General features: G+C 70.1%; 8 protein-coding genes, 1 tRNA gene and 2 pseudogenes. 7 read left to right on the top strand and 4 right to left on the bottom strand.

Annotation, left to right across the window (positions count from 1 at the left end):
* Window positions 1–133 precede the first annotated feature (133 nt).
* The gene (locus tag AMK24_RS12135; RefSeq protein WP_199876419.1) at window positions 134–1900 is read right to left on the bottom strand and encodes a lysyl oxidase family protein; all 1767 of its coding nucleotides are present in this window, start codon (window positions 1898–1900) and stop codon (window positions 134–136) included.
* A gap of 1297 nt (window positions 1901–3197) precedes the next feature.
* Between AMK24_RS12135 and AMK24_RS12130 the strand changes: the two genes are divergently transcribed.
* From AMK24_RS12130 to AMK24_RS12120, 3 genes are read left to right on the top strand one after another with little or no spacing between them, the layout of a single operon-like run.
* Window positions 3198–4418: an ice-binding family protein gene (locus AMK24_RS12130; RefSeq protein WP_073767974.1), complete on the top strand. Its 1221-nt coding sequence runs from the start codon at window positions 3198–3200 to the stop codon at window positions 4416–4418.
* Between the two features lie 27 nt (window positions 4419–4445).
* Window positions 4446–5228, top strand: a complete 783-nt coding sequence (locus tag AMK24_RS12125) for a DUF5819 family protein (RefSeq protein WP_384578353.1) — start codon at window positions 4446–4448, stop codon at window positions 5226–5228.
* Window positions 5221–6342, top strand: a complete 1122-nt coding sequence (locus AMK24_RS12120; RefSeq protein WP_073767972.1) for an HTTM domain-containing protein — start codon at window positions 5221–5223, stop codon at window positions 6340–6342. Before AMK24_RS12125 ends, AMK24_RS12120 begins: the two co-directional genes overlap by 8 nt.
* Here the strand turns inward: AMK24_RS12120 and AMK24_RS12115 are convergent.
* The 3 genes and pseudogenes from AMK24_RS12115 to AMK24_RS33130 all read right to left on the bottom strand — a co-directional run.
* Window positions 6339–6713, bottom strand: a pseudogene (locus AMK24_RS12115) (thiol-disulfide oxidoreductase DCC family protein); the annotation flags it as partial. The gene AMK24_RS12120 and the pseudogene AMK24_RS12115 sit on opposite strands and share 4 nt — an antisense overlap.
* A 339-nt stretch (window positions 6714–7052) precedes the next feature.
* Window positions 7053–7189, bottom strand: a tRNA-OTHER gene (locus AMK24_RS33935).
* A gap of 440 nt (window positions 7190–7629) precedes the next feature.
* Window positions 7630–7719, bottom strand: a pseudogene (locus AMK24_RS33130) (IS5/IS1182 family transposase); the annotation flags it as partial.
* Window positions 7720–8323: 604 nt separating this feature from the next.
* On the opposite strand from AMK24_RS33130, the gene AMK24_RS12105 reads away from it, so the two are divergent.
* The 4 genes from AMK24_RS12105 to AMK24_RS12090 are packed head-to-tail and all read left to right on the top strand — an operon-like array spanning window position 8324 to window position 16269.
* Entirely contained in the window at window positions 8324–9847 is a 1524-nt protein-coding gene (locus AMK24_RS12105; protein ID WP_079190495.1) for a hypothetical protein, read from the top strand.
* Window positions 9844–10665: a hypothetical protein gene (locus AMK24_RS12100; RefSeq protein WP_073767968.1), complete on the top strand. Its 822-nt coding sequence runs from the start codon at window positions 9844–9846 to the stop codon at window positions 10663–10665. Before AMK24_RS12105 ends, AMK24_RS12100 begins: the two co-directional genes overlap by 4 nt.
* A gap of 17 nt (window positions 10666–10682) precedes the next feature.
* Window positions 10683–15170 (top strand): hypothetical protein, encoded by a 4488-nt coding sequence (locus tag AMK24_RS12095; protein WP_073767966.1) that lies wholly within the window; start codon window positions 10683–10685, stop codon window positions 15168–15170.
* Window positions 15145–16269: a Wadjet anti-phage system protein JetD domain-containing protein gene (locus tag AMK24_RS12090; protein WP_073767964.1), complete on the top strand. Its 1125-nt coding sequence runs from the start codon at window positions 15145–15147 to the stop codon at window positions 16267–16269. Before AMK24_RS12095 ends, AMK24_RS12090 begins: the two co-directional genes overlap by 26 nt.
* Window positions 16270–16354: the final 85 nt, after the last annotated feature.

Genomic DNA, 16354 nt, shown 5'->3' with positions numbered 1-16354 from the left:
CAGCCCAGCCCAGCCCAGTCCGGACTCCGCCCGGCTGCCCGGCGGCCGTCGGCAAGCCGCCGCCCCCGGGGACGGACACCCGGGGGCGGCGGCAGGCGTACGCCGGGTCAGGCCGACCCGCGGCTGTACGTGATCAGTTGCCCTTCACCAGGTGATGGGCGGGCACCTTCACGGTGCGGGCGCCCTTCTTCCCGCCGAGGACGACCTTGCGCAGCGCGCTGTTGTTCTTGTGGTTGGTCTCCTTGAGCCGGTTCTCCGGGTTGGCGAGCACCTGGATGTAGTACGTGCCGTTCGGCAGGTTGGTGATGTCGAAGGACTGGCCGGGCAGGTCCTGGGTGTAGGTGTCGCCGGAGCCCACGTCCAGCACCTCGCGGACGGAGATCGAGTTCTCCTGGCCGCACGCGGTGGACAGGTCGGTGTTGTCGGGGTGCCAGTTGGCGTTCTTCACCGTGTAGTCGACGGCGTCGGTGTTGGCCAGGCAGAACGCCTCCTTGCCGCTGCGGACCGTCTCCTTCTTGTCGGCCTTCAGCAGCCGGTAGCTGGCGAAGTCAGTGAAGTGCCAGTGCTCGTGGCCGGGGCGCGGGTCCCACTCCATGGTGCCGGTCGGGGTGTAGCCGACCTGCTTGCCCTTGGCGTCGTAGAAGTACTGGTACGCGTCCATCAGCTCCTTGCCCGGGGAGCGGAAGCCGTCCACGACGAGCTTGGCCGGACCCGCGTTCCACACGTTGGCGCTGAAGGCGAGGTAGTCCTTGCCGGGAACCTCCTCGTAACCGTCGCTGACGGTGATGCCGTACGCCGGCAGCGAGCGCAGGTCCGGCTTGGGCACGGCGGGCACGGACGCCTTGCCGGTGGGACGCTTCGCGTTGGGCCTCGCGGCCGGAGCCCGGCGCGAGCCGTCGGTCTGCCCGGCCCGGTCGCCGACCGTGGCGGCGGCGAAGGACTGCCGCTGGAGCGACTCCTTCTTCAGCGCCCACGGCAGGGCGGGCGGCGCGGGCGGGTAAGGCCCGTGGCCGACGTTGAACGTGGCGCCGGCGCCGGTCGTCCGGGCGGCGGGCGCCTCGGTACGGACCGGAGCACCGTGCCCCGCGTGGGCGCCGTGGCCGGAGGCCGGAGCCTTCGCGACGTGCCCTTCGTGGCCCTGGTGCGCGGAGGCGGCGCTGCGTCCGGCGGGGGCCGGGGGCGGCTCCTCCCAGCTGCGCTCCCGCACGACGACCTTGACGGTCTGCGGCTTGCTCGCGATGCCGAAGAGGTCGCGGTACTTCTTGGTGACGTTGATCTTGGCGGTGTACGTGCCGGCGGCCAGCTGGACCGGCTTGGAGTAGTACCCGGCGTAGGTGTTGGACGCCCAGCCGTTCTCCACGCCCCACACCGAGCCGAGGGTGAACGGGTTCACCGGGCAGCTCTGCGGGTACTTCGAGTTGGCGGGGGCGTCCGGCCGGACCCGCCCGGACGCGTTGTTGGGGCAGAACGCCTCGGTCTGCTTGAGCACGGTCTTGCCGGCCGCGTCGGTGAGCTGGACCTGCGCGAAGTCCGGCAGCCCGGAGAAGTCCTTCACGAGCCCGGCGGGGAGCGTCTTGGTCGTGGTCTTCTTCCCGTTCCGGAAGACCTGCGAGGCGACGACCGGGTCCTTGTAGGACTTCCGGGTCACCTTGAGCTCGAAGGCGCCGTTCTCCGAGGTCAGATAGGTCCCGAGGTCCAGGTAGACGCCGGGGTCCTCCTTCCACGAGTCGAGCGTCACCGAGGTGGAGGCCGCGATCAGGCTGAGCTTCGGCTTCGGCGCCGCCGTCTTGGCGCCGGGCGCGGCGGCGACGACGCCCGCGGTCACGGCGATGGCCGCGGCGACGGCGAGCGGGGTGCGGGCGAGGCGGTTGGTGCGGCCCTGCGGGGATCTGGTCATCATTCCTCGTACTTCCGGCTTTCCGAGTGCGTAAGGAAACGTGGACGGCAGCACGGCCCCAACTCACCTGTGACGACGCTGTGTCCGGCCTGTGAGAGGCGGCCCGGGGCGCTTCGGGTTGTCTCCCGTCCCCCGAGTGGCCCAGGTTGTCCGAAAAGCGACGTCTGCCGAGAGGCGTGCACCATGGCGGGCCTCCTCTGCCGCCGACCGCTCCCGAGAGGGGCGCGCACGGGAAGGGGCGGGCCGGTCCGCGCCGCCCCGCGGGGCCTGTACATCGACTGCCGCTCGCATGCGCAGGGCCGGTACGACGAGGACGAGGGACAGGGGTCGATGACCAGCCGCCGCGGGGCCTCTCCGGAGCCGGCGTCGGCCGGGTCGGGCATCGGCTGGGCCGAGGGGGTGGCCCCGGCCTGGATGAGCGGCCGCAGGGGCCCGCCTTTCCGGCCGCCGCCCCTTCCCCTCATGCCGCCTACAAGGGCACCCTCCGCTCCGACACGGGCTCCGCGACCTTCACGCTGACGCACTCCGAATCGGACGAACAGTGCGTGCACCTGTATGCCCACGCCTATTCACCGCACCGCACGCGGATCTACCTCCGCGCCCCTTCGAGCCGGGCATCAGCCCGCTTCCGAAGGCCCCTCCCGATACCGGTGGTCGCGGCCGTCGGCCCGAATGGAGTGGCGCTACCGGTGCAACCAGGTGATCGCTCGACTGCTCCCGTGTCCGTACGCGAGAAAGGGGCGGTCCGGATCGCGGCGCCCATGCCCGTCGGCATCGGGCGCGCTGCGCCCCGTGATCAGGGGAAGCCGGCCTCATGGAGGGCTCAGCGCTGCGCCGCCTCCGCGCGTAACGACCCGCACTGCCCCGGCCCGCACGGTCCAGCACAGGGCCCGGGAACCCTTCGAACCGGGACGCCTCCGACCACGGCTGACGGGTTCCCAGGTGAGGACAGCGCGGCCCCCTCGCGTCCGCCGGTCGGGTGGTGCTGCCGACACGTCGGTGGCAAACGTGTGAGGCATTGCCCTTCCATTCGACTCGTGTCCGTGGGGAACGAGTTTCCGAGTAAACATTTCTGCGGCGCGCAGTAACGTTCTTTCCGGGTGTGTTCAAAGAGTTTTAAGGGGTGCTTCGTTGAATTTCCTCTGCTCCTCATTGAGTACTCGAAAAAAGACCTGACTCGCCACCATTCGTCTGGATTTAAGGGCTGCTTCTGTGCGTATTGTGCTCCCGACACACGAGGGCTTCCGGGAAACCGTGAACGGCTCGGAAGCCGACGCCTCGCACAGAAAATCGGTTTCTGATGAAGCTCAGAACTCCTGATCCTGCAGTACGGCGCCTTGTCTCCTCCTGGCTCACCGCGGCTGTCACAGCGACGGTCGCGGCGGCCATGGTCGCCGTGACGACGGTCCCGGCCTTCGCCATCGCCACGCCCGTACCGCTGGGGACGGCGGACAGTTTCGCGGTGCTGGCGGGGGAGTCGGTCACCAATACCGGCCCCACCGTGATCACCGGGGATCTCGGCGTCAGCCCGGGAACGGCCATCAGCGGATTCCCGCCGGGGCTCGTCAACGGGGTCCAGCACTCGGCGGATGCCGTCGCGCTCCAGGCCAAGTCCGACCTGGTGGTGGCGTACAACAACGCTGCCGGCCAGGCCACGGACGCGGCGCTGCCGCCGGACGCCGGAGGCCTGACGCTGGTGCCCGGCGTCTACACGGCCTCCTCCACGCTGGGCCTCACCGGCACGCTCACCCTCGACGCGGAGGGCGACCCCAACGCCGTGTGGGTCTTCCAGGTCGGCTCGGGCCTGACGACGGCGTCCGCCAGCCGCGTCAACCTCATCAACGGCGCGCAGCCGTGCAACGTGTTCTGGCAGATCGGCAGTTCGGCCACGCTCGGTACGGATTCGACCTTCATCGGCAACATCCTGGCGCTGACCTCGATCAGCGTGACCACCGGCGCGACCATCGAGGGCCGGGCGCTGGCCCGCAACGGCTCGGTCACCCTGGACAACAACCGCATCACCCGCTCCACCTGCTCCGGCGGCACCACGTCCGGCACGACCACGGGCACGACCACGGGAACCACGACGGGTACGACGACCGGGACCACCACGGGTACCACCACCGGGACCACCGGCGGCGTGCTGGGCGGGGTGCTCGGCGGCGTCGTGACCGGCGGTACGACCGGTGGAGCCGGCGGGGTGCTGGGCGGGGTGCTCGGCGGCGTCGTGACCGGCGGCACCACCGGAGGGACCCCGGGCGGTTCGACCACCACGGGCACCACGGTCGGCAACACGGCCGGGAACATCGCCGGCAACACCACGGGCGGTGGCAAGGGCGGCGTCACAGGAGGCCACACGGGCGGTGGCAAGGGCGGTGCCACAGGCGGTCACTCCGGTGGCCACGACAGCGGCGGCTACGGCTACGGCGGAGGACGCCCCGGCGACCACGGATCCGGCTACGGCGAGCAGCACGGCGGTTACGGCGACAAGCCGGAAGGCCCCGCCCACCACGAGGGCTGACCGGCGGCGCGGCACGCGCGCTGCCGGATGAACGGCGTGCGGCGGAGCACGACCTCCTGCGCCGCCGCACGCACCCCCGAGACGGACGACGAGAAGAACAGGGCGGGACACGTGCTGGACGGAGCCGCGACGGAACAAGAGCGCAGCCGTGAAGGGGCGCGCGAAGGCAGCGATGGAAGCGGCCGGGGACGCGACCCGGTACGCGGTCCCTTGCGAAGAAGAGCCCTCCACGCCGCCGTGGCGCTCTGCTTGGCCGCCTCCCTGGCCCACGTCGGCCTGGTGTTCCTGCACGTGGCACCGCCGAACGTGCTGTCGCAGCGCTTCAACTCCCAGGTGGACGCATGGATCTACCCCCTCTTCGAGCAGAACTGGCGGCTGTTCGCGCCCGACCCGGACTCCGTCAACCGGCAGATCTCCGCCCGGACCGCGCACACGGCCCCGGACGGCTCCGTCCAGGTCGGCGACTGGGTCGACCTGACCGCCGTGGACGCCTCCGCCATCAAGCACAACGCTTTCCCCAGCCACACCTCGCAGAACATGCTGCGCCGGTCCTGGACGTCGTACGTCGAACTCCACGGAGGCGACGACCTCTCGCGCTCGGACCGGGCCGTGATGATGCAGCAGTACCTGCGGAACATCGCCGTGGACCGCATGGCCGAACGGGACGGCAAGCCCTTCGAGAACATCCAGCTCCGGGTGGTCACCCTGCCCGTCGCCCCTCAGGGCAGCGCGGACGGCGACCGCCGCACGGCCGCGAAGAACGCCGAGACACGGCTCCTGCCGTGGTGGAAGGTGGCCTCGGATGCCTGAGCCGGCCAACGGCCCCACCCGCCCCCTGGTACGGGTCACGGGAGCGGCCCGCCACGCCTGGGCGCTGCTGACCGAGCGGCCCCTCTCCCTCTACGCGGTGTCGGTCCTGCGCATCGGGTACGGCCTGCTCTATCTCGTCTTCCTGCTGCGCGAGTTCCCCCACCGCGACCACATCTGGGGCCCCGGCTCCCCGTGGACGCCGGACCTGGCGCGGCGGCTCTTCGACCAGACCGGCTGGGTCAGCGTGCTGACCCTCTCGGACAGCCGCCTCTACTTCGAGCTCTGCTACGCGGCGGCCGTCGCCGTCAGCGTCCTGTTCCTGCTGGGCTGGCGGACGCGCGCGGTCTCCGTGCTCTTCGCCGTCGTCGTGGCCTCGTTCCACGCACGCTCGATCTTCATGACGGACGGAGGCGACAACCTCGTCCTGCTGATGGCGCTCTATCTCGTCCTCATGGCATCGGGCCGTCGCTGGTCCCTGGACGCCAGGAGGGCCCGGCGGGCCGGCGCCCCCCGACGCGTGCCCGCCCTCCCGCCCCGGCTCGCGGAAGCCAGGCGCACTGTGGCCACGGCCGTACACAACTGCGGCCTCCTCGTGATCGGCGCTCAGGTCTGCTTCCTCTACGGTGCCGCCGGCCTCTACAAGGTGCAGGGAGGCACCTGGGGGGCCGGAACCGCGCTGCACTACGTCCTGAACCTCGACCTCTTCCAGCCGTGGCCTGCGCTCTCCCTCTGGGCGGACGACCAGGCGCTCGCCCTCGCGGTGGTCGGCTACCTGACCGTGCTTCTCCAGGTGGCCTTCCCGTTCGTGCTGTTCGGCAGGCTCAAATACCCGGTGCTGACGATGCTGCTCGGCATGCACCTCGGAATCGCGGTGCTCATGGGGCTTCCGCTGTTCTCGGGCGCGATGATCATCGCCGACGCGGTGTTCCTGCCCGACCGGTTCTGGGTCGCGGCCGGAAGGCTGGCCCGGCGGGCGCTCGGACGCACCGACGAGCCGCAGCCCGTACCGGCAGGGGCGCCGGAAGCATCCGGCGCGCTGGACGACGCCGGGGTGCCGCGAGGCGCGGTGCCGAAGCAGGGCGGCCCCGTCCTCCCGGTCCGCGATCGTCCCTAGGACGCGGACCGGCCGCCCGGCCTGCGGTTCGCCGGCAGCGCGCAGGCCGGCGAGCCGCCGGGCAGGCGGGTGCGGTTGGCGGCGACGAGCCGGTAGCCCCCGTGGGCGATCCACCGCGCCGGGGGCAGGGTGAGCAGCCCACCCAGCCACGCCCAGCCGCCGCCTGCGCTCAACAGGATCTTGGCGACGGCCTGCGCACCGCCGTACACCGAGCCGAGCGGCGAGATCCACAGCACCTCGTGCTCGGCCCGCTCCTGGGTGGTGCCGAGAGCCTCCAGGTCGGCGAACTGCCACGGGGTGACCGTGCCCTTGGGCCGTACCCACCGCGTCAAGAAGTCCACCGACGCGGTACAGAAGGCGCAGTCGCCGTCCTACACGAGGACAGAGGCAGGTCGCGTAGGCATGCCCCCATCCTGCCCGAACCGACCGTTCTGCCAGGGAGGCCACTCGCCCGTTCCGCCGGTTCGCGCGGTTCGGACTGCTGTACACGTCATCGGACCGCGTCAGTCGGTCCCGTCGCTCTTGGGCGAAAGAGAGTGCGAGGTCGTCGTTGCCTGCCGGGGCACGATGCGTCCGCGCCCCGCAGCGGACTCGTCGGGGTGCGGCGCCGGGGCGCCGGATCGAGAACCGGTGTGCCGCTCGTCACCCCAACGCCGAAGGGCCCCACCGCGAACGGTGGGGCCCTTCGACGTATTGCCCGGTGAGAGCAATGGCGGAGGATACGAGATTCGAACTCGTGAGGGGTTGCCCCCAACACGCTTTCCAACTGTTCGTCCGGGGGTCCGGGAAGGTTCGCCACCGTCCTGAACTGCAGTGGGACCGTGCCAGCTGGCCGAGCTGAACCCCCTCGAACAGAGCTGAATGCAACCCAAACTGCAACCCTCCCTCACCCGGTGAACCCCTCCCGCCATCGGCCTTTCGGCCGATCCGGCAGTGCCGCGTCCCTTACATCGGGGCAAGGTGGATGGCCTTCCCGCCTGTGCGCGTGGCTTCCAGCCGCGCGGTTACCCGGCGGGGGCTCCTCCGGACCCCGCCCCAACGGCCTGTGCGACTCGTGGCACGGGACGCGTCAGCTCCGGGCGACCGCTGACCAGCCGATCCGGTCGAGCTGCAGTAGGACGCCGATGTCGTTGATTGCCTTGCTGAACAGCATGCGCCAGAGCTTGCCGGGCACCGCCGACCGGTCGGGGTAAACACTGTCGGCCCACACCAGCGTGATACGCCAGTGCCGCTGACGCAGCCGCTCCAGCATCGTCGTTCCGGCGTCGCGGTCGGTGATGCAGGCCGCGTGTCCAGCACCGTCAGCAGCAGTCCGAGAGTGTCCACGACGATGTGCCGCTTGCGGCCGTTGACCTTCTTCCCGCCGTCGAAGTCCCAGCTCACGATCGGCATCGATGCCGACCGCGACCAGGTAGCGCACCGCGTCGACCAGCTGCCGGTGGGCAGGTGTCCTCCGGCTGCCCGCCCCTCCCCTCCAGCCAGGCGGGCACGGGCATTGCCTCGCGCACGACAGCTCACTCCGCATCGGTCATGTCCGAGGGATACCTCGGACGCCTGTGCGGCCGGTCCCCGGAGTTCCAGAACCGGTGGGCGAGACAATCACACTCCCGGACAGCGGAAGCCGACCGGCGCGAGGACGTACAACTGCGACAACAGGGTCTCCAGGCGCGCTCAAGGTCTCGACAACCCCGTGCTGCACCAGAGGCCCTGTCTTCTTGTCCGCCAAGCGGCAAGACCACCCGGCCGAGCTGCTCCAGTCGAACCCACGTCCACCAAAATCGGTACGACAACGGCTTCCCAGACCGGCACCGGCCGCGCAATGTAGCGGCAGGCAGCGCAGACAGAGGCGAGTTTGGGCATATGCCGACCGGCGACGGGTCGGCGCGGGCATGCTCTTTGGGTAGCGGCGGGGTGCCAGTTCGCGAGCGCCGACGTACGTGCGCGCGAGCCCCGGCCAAGGTGTGGGACAAGGGGGACGCACGTGGGGTTCGAGGATCCGGCGCACGCCGATGCGGGCGGGGTGGACGAGGGGCTGCTGCACGACGAGGGCTTGATCCGCCGGGCGAAGGCGCTGGCGTGCACGGCGCCCCTGCACGACCTGGACGCGAACAAAGGCAAGGTGGAATGGGCCGACGCCAAGGTCTACCAGATGGCGGAGATAGCCCTGCACACCATCGACCAGGTTGCCATCGCGATGGACTTCGACACCGGAGCCAGCCGCCGTCACGTCCTTGACCGGGTTCAGCGGTTCGTCGCCCGCCAGGCGCCCAACCGCACGCAGGAAGAGCACGCCCGGGTGGCACGGTGGGTCTTGGACAGCCTGATCAATCACGGCGACGTCGAGAAGGCGTTCCACCGCCCCTACGGCGCGGTGGACGCGGACGGCGTCTACCGGGTGCTGACGTTCCCCTTCAAGCTGATCGTGGAGCGCCGCGACAGCGCCGGCGTGCTGTACCTGCATGCCTCACATGAGGCGTTGAACGTCCTGGTTGGCGCTTTGGACACGGACGTGGAGTCCGCCCAGGAGGCCGCGGAGGTCAAACTCGCCAACCTGATCAGGCGGGGGCGGCTCGCGGACGCGAAGCAGGTGGCGGAGCAGGCAAGGATCCGGACCATCCAGTACGGGGAGCTGATCCACGTCCAGTTGGAGGCGACCCGGCGCAACATCGCGTCGGTCGACTGGCTGGAGAAGGTCCCAGACCTGCTGACCGAGGCATTGGCGCACGTCCAGGAGCGGGTGCGGGCGGAGCGGGCGATCGCCAAGAACATGGCCGAGGCCCGGGACGAGGCCCAGAACCTGGTCCGTAAGCGGCAAGCCGCCGAGCTCGTCGCCATCGTCGAGGACTGCATCCGCCGACACATCCGCCTGCAGCAGCGCCTGCTGGAGGCGCGGGAGGTGTTCCGCGCGGAGCAGGACCGCCAGCAGTTCTCCTTGAAGCCGCAGCGGTCGACGTTCGATCTATTCGGGCAACTGCTGCGTCCCGCACTGGGCCTCACCGTCGCGGACGCGCTCGTACCGGTGGACTGCTTCTTCGCCCGGGCAACCGGGCCCGGGACGCAGGACATTCCGCGCCTGGCCACGCTCGTGCCCGCGTTGCTGCGTCCGGCGCCGCAGCCAGCCCGGTTCGCCGGGCCGGTGGAGGATCCGCAGGTGGAGCCGCTGGAGGACGCCGCTCGGTTCACCAGCGAGCAGTGGGAAATGGCCGAGCAACTGCTGCGCCTGCCCGGGAGCGTGCGCTCGCTGTCGAGCCTGCTCCAGGAGGCGGCACAGCTCGACCCGGATCTGCCCGCGCTCGTCGCGTTGCTTGCCGTGTACGCCTACAACCCCGACGCCGGCGCCGCCCAGCGTCGCGGGGACGAGCACGTGCGGTTGGCCGTCCGGGCGGACACCGTCTTGGACAGCGCCGGCTTTCATGGGGACGACCTGTGGCTGACCACAGCGCAGGTGCTCCCGGACACCGTGGGCGGAACAAACCAGACGACGGATGGGGGACCCGGGAAGTGACCACCGCAGTGGGCGGGTACGCAGGGGATGACGCCGAGGCGGCGGCACGGCTGATCGGGTACGCGTTCCGGCCGCGGATGCTCCCGCACCGCGACCGGGATTACGCCGCGCTGGTGCGGCGCTTCGACGAGGAGCCCGCGTTCGAGGACCTGGTGCGGCGCAGCGCGACCGGGCTTGGGCTGAACGTCCTGGGCGTCACGATGCGGGCGGGCTCGGTGATCGTCCCGGTACCCGGGTCGGTGTTCGAGACCCGGCTGGAGGGCTACGCGCGGCAGGCGCGGCAGGGCCACCAGCGTGAAGCGGAGCGGGTCCTGCACGGGATCGCGCACCTGGCGATCGCCGCGCTGTGCTTCCCGCGTCCCCAGGACCTGGCCGATGACAGCTATGTGGGGGCGGTGACGGCCGCCACGGTCGACAAGCAGGTGCGCCACACGTGCCAGGAGCTGGCCGAACGGTTGGCCGCCGGGCCGGAGAGCGGCGACGCGCCGGTTGAGACACCGGAGCTGGAGCGCGCGTGGCGGGTCTATGCGCGCCGGTCGGAGGCCGGCGAGACGAGCAGCGGGCAGGTGGTGCCGACGACCTCGGAGGCGATCGTCGGCAAGGCCCTGCGGTACCTGGTCGATCAGGGATTGCTCAACGAGGGCGAGAACGCGGAGCTGATGGTGAAGGTCTACCGTACGACGGGCCGCTATCAGCTGCAGGTCCGTGAGCTCGCGGCGGTCGACACTTACCGGGAACTGCTGCTCCTGGGCGTCGTGCCGCCCACAGACACCACCGCGTCCCTTCGGGTGACCGGCGACGACGACGCCCTCTACTGAGCGGGAAACAGACCACCATGTACGAACTGTCCCGCATTCGCGTGTGCTCGGCCGGGCCGGCCGGCGCCCGCTTCCAGGACGTGATCTTGGACTTCTCCGGCGCCGGGCAGCCGGTCGCCGCCGTTCAGGGAGACCTGTTCGGGGCCGGGGCCCAGGGGCTGCGTCCGTCGCCGGCGAGCGTGGTGTTCCTGGAGAACGGGGGCGGCAAGTCGGTCCTGCTGAAACTGGCCTTCTCGGTCCTCCTGCCGGGTCGGCAGCGCGTGAAGGACGCACCGGATCCGCGACTGCTGGAGGACTACGTCCTGGCCAAGGACGTGTCCCACATCGCGTTGGAGTGGATGCACGCCATCACGGGAAAGCTGCTGGTCACCGCCAAAGCGCTGTGCTGGAAGGACCAGGTCGTCTCGACAGTTGCCGAGAACCTCATCGAGCGGTGGTACGCGTTCTTTCCCACCGAGACCCTCGGCCTGGACACGCTTCCCGTCGTCGAGGAGGGCCAGTACGTGGCCTTGCCGACGTACCGCGACCGTGTGAACGAGCTGTATGCGCAGGACCAGCGGCTGGCGGTGAACTGGCCCAAGTCCCAGGGCGACTGGACCGAGCTGCTGGGCCAGCTCGGGCTGGACCCCGAGCTGTTTCGATACCAGCGGGCGATGAACAGGGACGAGGGAGAGGCTGTCCACGCGTTCACCCTCGAATCCGACGGAGGCTTCGTCGACTTCCTCCTCGAGGCCGTGTTCGACCACCAGGGCCTGAACGATCTGGCTGCCCTGGTCTCCAAGTACGCCCACAAGCTCGCGGGGCGCAAGGACTTGGCGCTTGAGCTGGCGTTCGTGGAACAAGCCATGGTGCTGCTCGAGCCGCTGATCGACGCGGCAGACGCGGTGCACGAGGCCCAGAAGCAGGTTCAGCGGGCCGGTACGGAGCTGGCGGCCTTCCACGGGCAGGTCAAGGCCCGCGTCCGCGATGACCAGGACCGCGTGTCGCTGCTTGAGAGGCAGTTGGAGGGCCTGGCAGGTGAGTTCAAGCGTGCATCAAGGCTGACGCGTCGCTGGGCGGCGACGGTCGCGGGCCGGCGGGAGAGACTCGCACAGCTACAGGTCGAGCGGGCCAAGGCTGACGCAGAGGAGGCATCCCGCCGCCGGCGGGAGGCCAAGACCGTGGCGGACGGCTGGAGAGCAACCGCTGCCGTGGAGCGGCATCTGACCCGGTCGGACGCGCTCCGGTCGCTGGCGTTGCTGGTCAAGAAGGGTGAGCTGGCGGTCGCGCCTGCGCTCGCAGCCCGTGAACGGGCCGCTGGGGCCTTCGCCCAGGGGTTGCTGGCGCTCCGGCAAGCGGCGGCGAGTGCACAGGAGAAGGAACTCGAACAAGCAGGCGTGGAGGCGGCGGCCGAGAAACAAGCACGAGGCGAGCGGGAGGCCGCGCTGAAGAAGGCAGGCCAGGCCGAGGCGAAAGCCAGCGGCCTGCTGGAACAGGTCGCTGCGGCACGGACCGACGCCGAGGAGGCTGTCGCAGCAGGGCTGGCACCCGCCACTGATCTTGTTCCCGCCGCCGCGGCGGATGCACGACGCGCCGTCGACCTGGCGTCAGAGCAGATCAAGGCACTGGAGTTGGAGCGGGAGGGCCTCGACCAACGTCAGATCTCTGTCCAGGAGACCTTGTCCGCGGCGATCCGCGAGGAGGAGGCCGCATCCGGCCGCCGCACGCAGGCGCAGCGGGCCCTGGACACGGCCCGCTCCCGCGCCCGGGCGATCGAGGCCACACCAAGGCTCACTGATCTGCTGGGCACCGAGGTACGCCTGGACCTGGACGCGCACGCTCTGCTGGACCGCCTGGAGACGACGATCGCAGAAGCGGAACGTGAGCGGGTCGCCGTGCAGATCGAGCTGGCCCGTGACGAGTTCGCCCGGCTGGCCTTGGCCGACGGCCGCATGCTGCCCCCACCCGAGGTCGTGCGGGATGCCTGCCGGCTCTTGGAGCAGTCCGAGCCCCGCATCGACGCCTGGCCGGGCTGGGAGTACCTCACGGAGTTTCCCCTCCAGCAGCGCGAGGAGATGCTCGCGCGCGCCCCACATCTGGTCAGCGGCGTGCTGCTGAACTCGCCAGACGACCTGGAGCGCGCCCGGGAGATCCTCGGGCGGGGGGCGCCGACGGCCTACTACGTCACCGTGGGCGCGGTCGCTGGACTGCTGGAATCGGCGGACGCCCCGACCCGAGAGCCCTGGTTCACGCTGCCGTTCAACGTCGCGCTCTACCAGGAGAAGGCCGCCCAGACCGAACAGAAGGTCATGGAGGAGCGCTGGGCCCGCTCGGAGGAACGCCTGAAGCAGTTGCACTTTGCTCATCGGCACGACGGCCAACTGCGGCAACGGATCAGCCAGTGGCGCCAGGACTACCCCGAGGGCGCCCTGGCCGGCCTGCAGGAGGCGTTGACGACTGCGGGAACGGTCTTGGAGGAGGCGGAGAAGGACACCGCCCAACAACAGTTGTTCATGAACGCGCTGGTGGCGCGCCGGGACGGTATCCGCGACGAACTGCACGATGCTCAGGGGGATCTCGACCACGGGCAGAAGGTGAGCCGGCGGCTGACCGAGCTCAGTGAGCGGCTGACGCAGATGCCGTCGTGGCTCCAGCAGGCCGCGGACGCCGAAACAGAGCAGGGCGCGTGGCAGAAGCAGGCTGACGAGGCCGAAGCCACCGCGGATGAGCATCGCCGTCTCGCCGAGGGCCACCGCGCTGCTGGCGATGAGCAGCGCCGAGCCGCTGCCGCGGCCAGCCGGGAGTGGGCTGCGCTGCCCGGAGCCAACGACATGCGACTGGACGCCGAACCGCCGAGCGACCCGGTGCCGGTGCTGCGGGACGCCTACGAGAAAGCCGAGGCCAACTTCAACAACGCGGATGTCCCGGGCACGTTGCGCGAACGGCTCGCCCAGGCCGAGGCGAGGGCCGCGGAGGCGGCGGCAGAATACTCGGCGCTGGACGAGACGGACCGGGCCACAGCGCGCCGTCTGCTGCAAACGCCCGAATCGCTGGACGAGCGCAGCCGCGCCGAGGCGCAGGAGCGGGCGGACCGAACGCTGGAGGCAGCTGAAGCCGCGGTCACACAGGCCGTACTGGAGCAGGGCAAACACGAAAACGCCCTGAGCGAGCGGCATAGGGAGCTCCACGAGCTGACCGCTGACGGCACCGCCACCATGCCGACCGCTGATCTGCCGGATACGATCGAGGGCTGCCTTCAGTCGGTGGCTGCTGCGGAGACGGAGCACGCCGCGGCGCAGGCAGCACAGACCGGGATCGGCGAACAGCAGAGCGCCGTGGCACAGGAGGCGGCGCAGGCCAAGGACGCGGCGGGGGCCTTCGCGAATCTCGCACAGGCGCTGGCGGATACGGCAGCGGAACCGGACGCCGCCCCCTACGTCGGCGACGGTAAGACCGGCTGGAGTGACTATGGACGCCTGCGCGGTGCGGCCGAGCAAGGGAAGAAGGAACTGAGCCGCACCGAGAAGGTCCTGCGCAGCGCGACGGAGAAGATCAAGCAGCACGCCGCCGCCGAACGATACGCGGGACTGAGTATCCCGGTGCGCCAGCAGATCACCAACCTGTCGCCCGAGAAGACAGCCGAGCACGCGGCGGACTGGCTTGCCGCGCTCCAGCCGCGGAAAAGGAACCTGGCCGACGAGATCCACGAGGTGGACCTGCACCGGCAGACTATCGTCGACCATCTCAAGGGCGAGAGCGACAAGGCCCTGTCCTTGCTGCGGTTGGCCCAGCGGCTGTCCCGGCTGCCACGAACCCTCGGCGACTGGGCGGGGCAGGAGTTCATCCACTTCTCCTTCCAACCGCAGCCCGACGAACTGCTCCTGCCACGCCTGGGCGAGCTCGCCGAAGAGGCCGCGGCAGGCCGCACCACTGACGGCCGCAAGGTGGCACGCGATGGCCTGTCCCTGCTGCTGCGCGCCGTGCACACCGCTGTACCCGGCGGGTTCAAAGTCCAGGTACTCAAGCCGGACACGGTCCTTCGCGCGGAACGGGTGCGGGTGTCAAAGGTCAAGGACGTCTTCTCCGGGGGGCAGCAGCTGACGGCGGCGATCCTGCTGTACTGCACGATGGCGGCGCTTCGGGCCAACCAGCAGGGCCGCGAGCGCTCGCGCCACGCAGGGGTGCTGTTCTTGGACAATCCGATCGGCCGGGCAAACGCCGACTACCTGCTGGACCTGCAGCGCGAGGTCGCGCAGGCGCTGGGTGTGCAGCTCGTGTACACCACCGGCCTGTACGACGAGAAGGCGCTGGGGAAGTTCCCGCTGATCGCCCGGCTGCGCAACGACGCCGACCTGCGGGCTGCCCGCAAGTACCTGGTCGTCGACGACATGATCCGTCGGCACCTGGATGCGCTCGCGCCTGAGGACGGGACCGGGCAGATCGACAGTGCCAGAATCTTCCGCCGTGAGGAACCGCCGCACGAGGGCCCCGAGGGGAACGATGGCACTGCCACGCCGCGAGAGTGAACTGATCGCAGGACTTCGAGAGTGGGCCGCGGCGCACGGCCGCCGCCCCTATAAGGATGCCTTCATCCCCCTCGACGCCGTGTGGGAGGTTTTCCGCCGGGTGCCGCACCGCAACGTGGCCGGGGCGTTCGAACCCGCGGTCCTGGCCAGCCTGTTGCACGCGCTGGACAGCGCCGGCGTGATCCGGCAGTTCCAGCGACGAACGCCGGACAAGGTCTCCCTGCCTGTCAAGGTCCGGCTCCTGCCGCAGGCGCAGCCACCGGCCGTGCCGCCCATGCCTAGATGGCATCCCGCCCTGACCTGGCTTGCCGAGGAGTGGGCCACAGCGACCGTGAAGCAACGGGCTGCCTACGTGGTGATCGACCGGTGGCTCAAGAGCGGACCGGACCTGTTCCGGATCCCGTTGCGGGAGCGGGCCCTGGAGATCTTCGGGACGTTCGGCAGCGCAGAGGACTTTCTCATGCCGGAGAAGACGCTCGACGACCTCAAGTCCGGGCCTCTGTTCTCGGACCAGGGTCGGCTCGACCAACTGCTGCACGCCTTCAGGCCACCCCCACCGTTGATCACCGAGACGTTCCCGCTGGAGGACGAGGACGGACGCTACTGCCGCGTCGGGACCGGTGATGTGCTGTTCGTGGTGGAGAACGCCACCACCTGGTGGTCCCTGGTGGAAAGCCTCCCCGGTGATCACCGCCTGGGGTATGTGGCCTGGGGCCTGGGCGGTACCTTCCGGGCGTCGATCCGCGCGATCAAGGCCAAGCACCGCATCACGCAGATCCGGTACTTCGGCGATCTGGACACCAGCGGCCTGCGAATCCCCTTGCGGGCCTGTGACACCGCAGCGGAGCTCGGGCTTCCCCCGGTCCAGCCAGCCGAGCACCTCTATCGGGCGCTCCAGTTGCTGGGACGCCCCCGCCCGGCCACGGCCAAGGAAGCGTCCATCAGCGCCACAACCGCCGGCGAGCTGGCTCAATGGCTCCCGGCGCCATGCCAGGAGAGCGGGCGCCAACTACTGCTGGACGGACAGCGCCTGGCACAGGAATGGGTGACCTACCGCTACTTGCGCCAGAACTGCGACTGGCACGACGACGTGCGCTGACATGGACGACCTGATCCGGGGCGGACGACTGGACAGACAGGACCCAGGGGGCTGGTCACCTCCCTGATAGCCCGGGCCCTGCACT

Source organism: Streptomyces sp. CB02366, from assembly GCF_001905905.1.
Taxonomy (GTDB): domain Bacteria; phylum Actinomycetota; class Actinomycetes; order Streptomycetales; family Streptomycetaceae; genus Streptomyces.
The sequence above is the reverse complement of the archived record's forward strand: the minus strand, read 5'-3'. Positions and strand labels throughout refer to the sequence as shown.

What these genes read in the sequence shown, in the direction of transcription:
- AMK24_RS12135 (WP_199876419.1), bottom strand. Translation starts at nt 1,900, where the DNA reads ATGATGACCAGATCCCCGCAGGGCCGCACCAACCGCCTCGCCCGCACC.
- AMK24_RS12130 (WP_073767974.1), top strand. Translation starts at nt 3,198, where the DNA reads ATGAAGCTCAGAACTCCTGATCCTGCAGTACGGCGCCTTGTCTCCTCC.
- AMK24_RS12125 (WP_384578353.1), top strand. Translation starts at nt 4,446, where the DNA reads ATGAACGGCGTGCGGCGGAGCACGACCTCCTGCGCCGCCGCACGCACC.
- AMK24_RS12120 (WP_073767972.1), top strand. Translation starts at nt 5,221, where the DNA reads ATGCCTGAGCCGGCCAACGGCCCCACCCGCCCCCTGGTACGGGTCACG.
- AMK24_RS12095 (WP_073767966.1), top strand. Translation starts at nt 10,683, where the DNA reads ATGTACGAACTGTCCCGCATTCGCGTGTGCTCGGCCGGGCCGGCCGGC.
- AMK24_RS12090 (WP_073767964.1), top strand. Translation starts at nt 15,145, where the DNA reads ATGGCACTGCCACGCCGCGAGAGTGAACTGATCGCAGGACTTCGAGAG.